Genomic DNA, 6,662 nt, shown 5'->3' with positions numbered 1-6,662 from the left:
TGCTGGTCGTGGGTGTCGCCGGCCTGGGCCTGACCCTGTGGCTGTGGAGGCGGTGGAGACCGTGGTCGGTCCACCAGCACCGGGGCGGGCCCGACGACAGCATGGCGCTGCCGAGCTACCTCTGAGGACCACCTAGCGGGGGTCGTCGCGGAGCCATGGGTGCACTCGCTCGGTCGGGGGCGGAGGCCAAGATACGACGGTGGAGATGGCCCGGGCCCGATTCCCGATCCTGGAGCACGATCCCGATCCCACCGCCCTCATCTCGCCCCGGCCCCGGAAGGGCCGGAAGGGGGCGCCCCCTTGCGTCGTCCTCTGCTTCTTCCTGGAGGTGATCGAGGAGGTGTGCGGCCAGGAGCGGGCCGAGGAGGTCACCGCCTTCGAGTGGGAACACGGGAGACATCCCCTGTTCGCCCTGCAGACGGATCATGGGGTCGTCGGCGTGATGCACCCGGGAGTGGGCGCTCCCATGGCCGCCGGGATGTTGGAGGGAGCCATCGTCTCGGGCGGCAGCCATTTCGTGGCGTGCGGCGGGGCCGGCGCCGTGACCCCCGGTCTCGCTCTCGGCCACGTGGTGGTGCCTTCCGCCGCGGTCCGGGACGAGGGCACCTCGTACCACTACCTCGAGCCTTCCCGCGAGGTGGAGCTGGACGCCGCCGTCGTCGGCGAGCTCGTGGCCGTGCTGGTCGGCCACGACGTCCCGTACCAGGTGGGCAAGACGTGGACCACCGACGCCCCCTACCGCGAGACCAGGTCCCGCATCAGCAGGAGGCAGGAGGAGGGCTGTGTCACCGTCGAGATGGAGACGGCGGCCCTGGCGGCCGTTGCCCGCTTCCGGCAGGTGAGCTTCGGCCAGTACCTCTACGCCGGCGACGACGTGAGTGGTGAGGCCTGGGACCATCGCGGCTGGAACACCCACTCGAGCCGGAGAGACCTGTTCTGGCTCGCCGTCGAGGCCGCCACCAGGCTCGGCGGCGCTAGCGCTCGGGGCTCGTGATCCACCGCTCCCCCGGCTGGCGTCACGCCGTCGTCGGGCTCAGGTGCCGGCGCCCGAAGAGGAACGCCAGCCCGTAGAGGGCCCCCACCGCCACGAGGAGCAGGCGGAAGCCGGTCACCAGCGACAGGTACTCGAGCACCCCGCCCACGATGGCCCCGAGGAGGTTGGCCCCGAACGCGGTGGTCGACGAGGCGACGTCGCGGAAGCGCTGGGCAAACACCAGGTTGGCGATGAACACCGGCCCGAAGGCCAGCGCCGTCGCGGCCAGGAAGCGGAATACCGCCGGCAGCGCCAGGAGCGAGGCCTGGGGCACCACCCCGGCCACCACCAGCGTGACGAGGAGGACCGCGTACAGGATCCAGGGTCGGGGCAGCCGCACGTGGCGCGCCGTCTCCACGGCGGCGTAGATGCTGAGCAGCACGCCGGCGAACACGAGGGAGTTCACGTACCACGTCGTCCCGAACAAGAGGGCGAACTGCACGATGTTCTTGGTCTCGAGCAGCATGAAGGCGGCGCCCATGAGGAACAGGTCGACGAACGGCGACATCCGACGGAGCGGGCCGCCGGCCACGCGGACCACGAGCAGCGATCCGGCCAGGACCAGCCCGAGGACCGTCAGGTAGAAGGTCGGTATCGACGGCGTGGGCAGGTACGGGAAGGGCCGGTCGTCCGACACCGGCGAGACCCGCTGCCCGTCCCATGGCGACGCGCAGTTGGGGGTGCGCCCCGACTTGGCCACGGTGAGCACGGCCTGCTGGCGCCCGCTCAGCGTGTTGCCCAGCTCCACGCACGGACGGGAGCCGAAGGCGTCCGACAGCTGGGTGGCGTACCGGTTCAGCAGGAACGGTTGGTAGTAGTTGTACATCACGAACGTGCCGCCCGGCACCACGAGCGACTTGGCGGCGTCGATCGCCTGGGAGGTGAGCAGGTAGTTCTCCAGCCCGACCGGCGCGGCCTGGCCGGTCAGGGCGGTGAGCGAGTCGGGCAGGGCGTAGATGATCAGGTCGTAGTGGTTGCCGGTGTTCTCGACGAACGCCCGGCCGTCGTTGACGTGGAGCGTCACCCGGGGGTCCTGGTAGGCGTGCTCGGGGTTGTAGTGCTTGCCCAGCGCCACCAGCCGGGGGTCGATCTCCACCGCGTCGACGTGGCGGGCGCCCTCCGACAGCGCCACTCCCACGTCGTTGCCGGTGCCGGCCCCGATGACGAGGACGTTGCCCAGCTGGGCGCGGGTCAGGTGGCGGTAGGGGAAGAAGTAGAACGACTCGATGCGGTGCAGGGTCGAGATCGGGTACAGCGTCTGGAACGGGATGTTGTTCCCCGACACCGACAGCACGCCGGTGGTGCCCGCCGGCGGGACGGCGGTGATCTTGTAGTACGGGGACCAGTGGTCGTAGGTCGAGAACGACTCGACCGCCAGAACGGCGAACACGACGGCTATGCCGAACCCCTGCCACCAGCGGCACCGGCGTCCCAGCAGGGCCAGCAGGAGCACGGCCACCACCGCCGCCCACGCCACGGGAGGCAGCCCGACCAGCGACAGCAGCGAGAAGGCCACGATGCCGCCGATGCTGCCGAGAATGTCCCAGCGGTAGGCGTCGAGCGACCGGAACCGGGAGAAGGTCACCGCCAGGCCCTGGCCCAGGCCCGCCATCACGAGCGCCACCAGCACGAAGATCACCGGCAAGCTCACCCACTGGGGCAGGGGCGCCCGGCCGCCGACGCTCTGGAACTTGTGCGGGCCGGCCAGCCCCACCAGGCGGACCTCGAAGCCGAGCACGAAGCCGACCAGCACGACCAGGGAGACCGGCACCAGCCGGAACAGGTCGTGGCGCGACCGGGCCAGCAGGAAGCCCACGCCGATGCCCAGGAAGCTGGCCAGCAGCACGAAGTTGGTGATGTTGACGAGCTGGACGTTGTTGGCCACGGTCCAGCGGATCAGGGCCAGCTCGACGAACAGCATCAACATGCTGAGGACGACCAGGCGGCGGGCGCTGCCGACGGGGAGGTAACCGCCTTCGGCCGGCTGGCGCTCCGGTTCGGGCGTCGAGTCGAGGTCCCGGTCGACGACGGTGCCGGTGGCCATCAGGGCGCGCCCGAAGTAGGCGGTTTGTGAGGCATCGCCTCACCCTAGGGGAGCCGGTGACGGCCGGGCCGGGGCCGCCCGCCGCCGGCTGCCCGCCAACTCCCCGCCGGCGCCCGAGCCGGCACTCAGCCGAATCTCAGGGTCGTGGGAGAACGTACGGGGTGGACCGGATCGCGACCCGGCGATGGCTTTGGGCGGCCGGGGCCCTGGGGCTGGCGATCCGGCTCGGTTACGTGTTCGCCTACAAGCAGCACGCCCAGGCCGCCGGTGACGCCTTCTACTACCACTACCAGGCCGACCTGCTCGTGCAGGGGAAGTGGTTCGTCAACCCGGCCAGCTACCTGCTCGGGCCCCATCAGGTCCTGCCCGCCGCCGACCATCCCCCGCTCTGGACCCTGGTGCTGGCGACCGCCGCCGCTGTGGGGGTCAAGGGCTACCTGGGCCAGCTGATCTGGGCCTGCGTGGTTGGCGCCGCCGGGGCGGTGGCGCTGGGGGCGGCCGCCGGCGCCCTGGCCGGACCGCGCGTCGGGGTCACGGCCGCCGTCGTCGCCGCGGTGTTCCCCGACTTCTGGATCAACGACGGCCTGCTCCTGTCGGAGTCGCTGATCCCGCTCGTCGTCGGGCTGATGGTGCTGGCGTGGTACCGGTTCCGCAGCCGGCCCACGGCGCTACGCGCCGCCGGCGTGGGGGCGGCGACGGCGCTGGCCGCCCTCACCCGGTCCGAGCTCGTGCTCCTCGTTCCCCTGGGCGTGATCTGGGCCGCCTGGCCGGCGAGGACCGGCGCCCGGCCGGGCCGGGGGCGGCTCACCTGCGCCCTGGCCGCCCTCGGCGCCAGCGTCGTGCTCATCGGGCCCTGGGTGGGCTTCAACCTCGCCCGCTTCCGGGAGCCCGTTCTCATCTCGAGCGAGCTCGGCGCCACCCTCGCCTACGCCAACTGTGACCCGGCCTACTACGGGCCCCTCGTCGGGTACTGGTCGTTCTCGTGTGTCGCCGCCATCCACCAGCCGCCTGGGCTGGACGGCCCCGGCCAGGACGCCGTCGACCGCCGGGCCGCCGTCCGCTACATCGAGGACCACGAGACCCGGGTGCCGGCCGTCGTCGCCGCCCGTCTGGGCCGGGATCTCGGGCTGTACCACCCCGCCCAACAGCTGGACCTGGAGTCCTCGGCGCTGGCCCGGCCCGAGCTTCCGGCCTGGCTCGGTCTGGTCGGCTTCTACCTCGCCGTCCTCGTCGCCGTGCCCGGCGTCGGCGTCCTGCGCCGCCGCGGCCTTCCGTGGTGGCCCCTCCTCGCGGTGGTCGTCGACACCCTCGTGGCTGCCGCCGTGACCTTCGGCCAGTCGCGGTACCGGGTCGGCATAGACGTGGTGGTGGTGGTGCTGGCGGCGCTGGCGTTGAGCGCCGGCCGGCCGGCCGGAGCCGTCGCTGCCCTCGCCTAGATTCCCCGCCGTGACCGTCCGATCGATCAGGCTCTTCGGGGACCCGGTGCTCCGCCAGAAGGCCACGGCCGTCACCGACTTCGACAGGTCGCTCGAGCGGCTGGTGGCCGACCTCTCCGACACCCTGGTCGACGCCGGCGGCGCCGGCCTGGCCGCCCCCCAGATCGGGGTGGGCCTGCGCGTGTTCGTGTACGGGGTCATGGACCCCGACACGCCCGGTGAGGCCGGGGTCGGCCACATCGTGAACCCGGTCCTGGTCGAGCAGTCCCCGGAGCAGGTGGAGGACGAGGAGGGGTGCCTGTCGATCCCCGGGCTCACCTACGGGCTCAACCGGCCCTGGCGCATCGTGGCCACCGGTTCCGACTGCCACGGGGAGCCGGTGCGGGTGGAGGGGTCGGAGCGCCTGGCCCGCTGCCTGGCCCACGAGACCGACCACCTGGACGGCATCCTGTTCGTCGACCGCCTGGACCCCGAGCGCCGGCGGGCGGCCATGCGGGAGATCCGGCTCCTGCTGCTCGAGGGGGAGGACGTCCGGGTGAAGGAGTCTCCGCACAGCCGTCCGATGTAACGTCCCGGCCCATGCTCCGGCCTGGTGACGTGGTTGACGACTTCGAGCTGCCTGATCAGTCCGGCACGCCGAGGAAGCTGAGCGAGCTCGTGGCGGGCGGGCCGGTGGTGCTGTTCTTCTACCCCGCCGCCATGACGGCGGGATGCACCCGGGAGAGCTGCCACTTCCGGGACCTCGGCGCCGAGTTCTCGGCCGTGGGGGCCAGCCGGGTCGGGATCAGCCGCGACGCGGTCGACAAGCAGAAGCAGTTCTCCGACAAGCACAGCTTCGACTATCCCCTCCTGTCGGATCCCGACCGGAAGGTGGCCGGGCTGTTCGGCGTCGACGCCGGCTTCAAGCTCGGGCCGGTGAAGCGGGCCACGTTCGTGATCGATCGGGACCGGAAGATCCTCGACGTGGTCAGGTCCGAGATCAACATGAACGCCCACGCCGACCGGGCCCTGGCGGCATTGCGGGCCCGCGTCCAGAACTAGGCGCGGAGTCGGGGGCGCGGGCGTGCAGGAGCACCGGTACTCCGTGGACATCGACGGCACCCCCGACGAGGTCTGGGGGGTGTTCTGGTCCCGGCGCTCGTTCCGGGGCCCCGACGGCATGGGCATCGAGATCCTCCATCCCGGGGACGACGTCGGTGAGGGACTGGTCCGCCACTGCTGGTTCCACGTCCCGCGCTACCTCCTGTCGGGCGGCAAGGCCGAGTCGTGGGAGTGGCTGACCAAGGTGGACCCGCCCCGCTCATGGAAGTACGACGCCGTCGGCAAGCCCCTGTGGTCGCGTGCCGAGGGGTGGACCGAGCTGGAGGACCTGGGCGGGGGGCGCACCCGGGTGCACTTCCGCGAGACCTACCACGCCTTCAACCCCCTGGCCCGGGCCCTCCTCGAGAAGCGGGTGCACCACTTCATCTCCGGCAACAACGACAAGATGATCGCCGCCGCCGTGAACGAGGGCGTTCGCCGGATGCGGGCGGCACGCGCCGACCGGGCCGCTACCGACCCCCGGTAGCCTCTGGCCGTGCGCCAGAGGAGCCGGACGTGGCTGTCGGGTCGGGCGCTTTGGTGCCACGTCGGGGTCGTCGTGGCGGCGGGCGGGTGCCTGGCGGCGTTCTGGTGGCAGCTGCACCGGGCCCTCGACGGGAACACGCTGTCGTGGGCGTACACGTTCGAATGGCCGTTCTTCGCCGGGTTCGCGGTGGTCCTGTGGTGGCAGCTGCTGCACGACGACCCGGAACAGGCCCGGGCCCGCAGGGCGGCGCTGGAGGCCGCCCCGCCCGAGGTTCCCCGTTGGGACGACGGCGGGGACGAGGAGGTGGCCGCCTACAACCGCTACCTCGAGCAGCTGGCCGCCTCGGGCCGGCGCAAGAGCTGGCGTGGCTCGTGACGGACGGCGCGACGATGCGGGGCCTGCCGGGGGCCCTCCTGCGCTACCGCGCCATGGCCTACACGGTCGGCGTCGGCCTGATCATCCTCGTGTTCGTGGGCATCCCGCTGCAGTTCGGCGCCGGCACCAAGGCGGTCGTCGAGGTGGTCGGGCCCATCCACGGCTTCCTGTACATCGTCTACCTGGCCGCCGCCCTCGACCTGGCCA

Annotated in this window: 8 protein-coding genes; 7 read left to right on the top strand and 1 reads right to left on the bottom strand. The window is 71.9% G+C overall.

Translation table 11 applies throughout. From position 1 onward, the window contains the following. The first annotated feature begins 205 nt into the window (after positions 1-205). A complete protein-coding gene (locus VFW24_05310; protein ID HEX5266170.1) occupies positions 206-994 on the top strand; it encodes a nucleoside phosphorylase in 789 nt (262 codons plus the stop codon). A 22-nt stretch (positions 995-1,016) separates the two neighbouring features. On the opposite strand, the gene VFW24_05305 is transcribed toward VFW24_05310, so the two are convergent. Further along, positions 1,017-3,077: a hypothetical protein gene (locus VFW24_05305; protein HEX5266169.1), complete on the bottom strand. Its 2,061-nt coding sequence runs from the start codon at positions 3,075-3,077 to the stop codon at positions 1,017-1,019. A 161-nt stretch (positions 3,078-3,238) separates the two neighbouring features. On the opposite strand from VFW24_05305, the gene VFW24_05300 reads away from it, so the two are divergent. The 6 genes from VFW24_05300 to VFW24_05275 all read left to right on the top strand — a co-directional run. Next, complete coding sequence (locus VFW24_05300; protein HEX5266168.1) at positions 3,239-4,513, top strand: hypothetical protein; 1,275 nt, start codon at positions 3,239-3,241, stop codon at positions 4,511-4,513. A gap of 10 nt (positions 4,514-4,523) precedes the next feature. Further along, a complete protein-coding gene (gene def / locus VFW24_05295) occupies positions 4,524-5,081 on the top strand; it encodes a peptide deformylase (protein HEX5266167.1) in 558 nt (185 codons plus the stop codon). An 11-nt stretch (positions 5,082-5,092) separates the two neighbouring features. Next, on the top strand, positions 5,093-5,554 hold the full coding sequence (locus VFW24_05290; GenBank protein HEX5266166.1) for a peroxiredoxin: 462 nt from the start codon (positions 5,093-5,095) through the stop codon (positions 5,552-5,554). Positions 5,555-5,576: 22 nt separating this feature from the next. Further along, positions 5,577-6,080 (top strand): SRPBCC family protein, encoded by a 504-nt coding sequence (locus tag VFW24_05285; protein HEX5266165.1) that lies wholly within the window; start codon positions 5,577-5,579, stop codon positions 6,078-6,080. Between the two features lie 9 nt (positions 6,081-6,089). Beyond that, positions 6,090-6,455: a hypothetical protein gene (locus VFW24_05280; protein ID HEX5266164.1), complete on the top strand. Its 366-nt coding sequence runs from the start codon at positions 6,090-6,092 to the stop codon at positions 6,453-6,455. Further along, positions 6,452-6,662, top strand: a 211-nt coding sequence (locus VFW24_05275) for a DUF3817 domain-containing protein (GenBank protein ID HEX5266163.1), incomplete at its 3' end; no start/stop codon positions are given. The genes VFW24_05280 and VFW24_05275, both read left to right, overlap by 4 nt.

Source organism: Acidimicrobiales bacterium (genome assembly GCA_036273495.1).
In the GTDB taxonomy this organism is placed as follows: domain Bacteria; phylum Actinomycetota; class Acidimicrobiia; order Acidimicrobiales; family JAJPHE01; genus DASSEU01.
The sequence above is the reverse complement of the archived record's forward strand: the minus strand, read 5'-3'. Positions and strand labels throughout refer to the sequence as shown.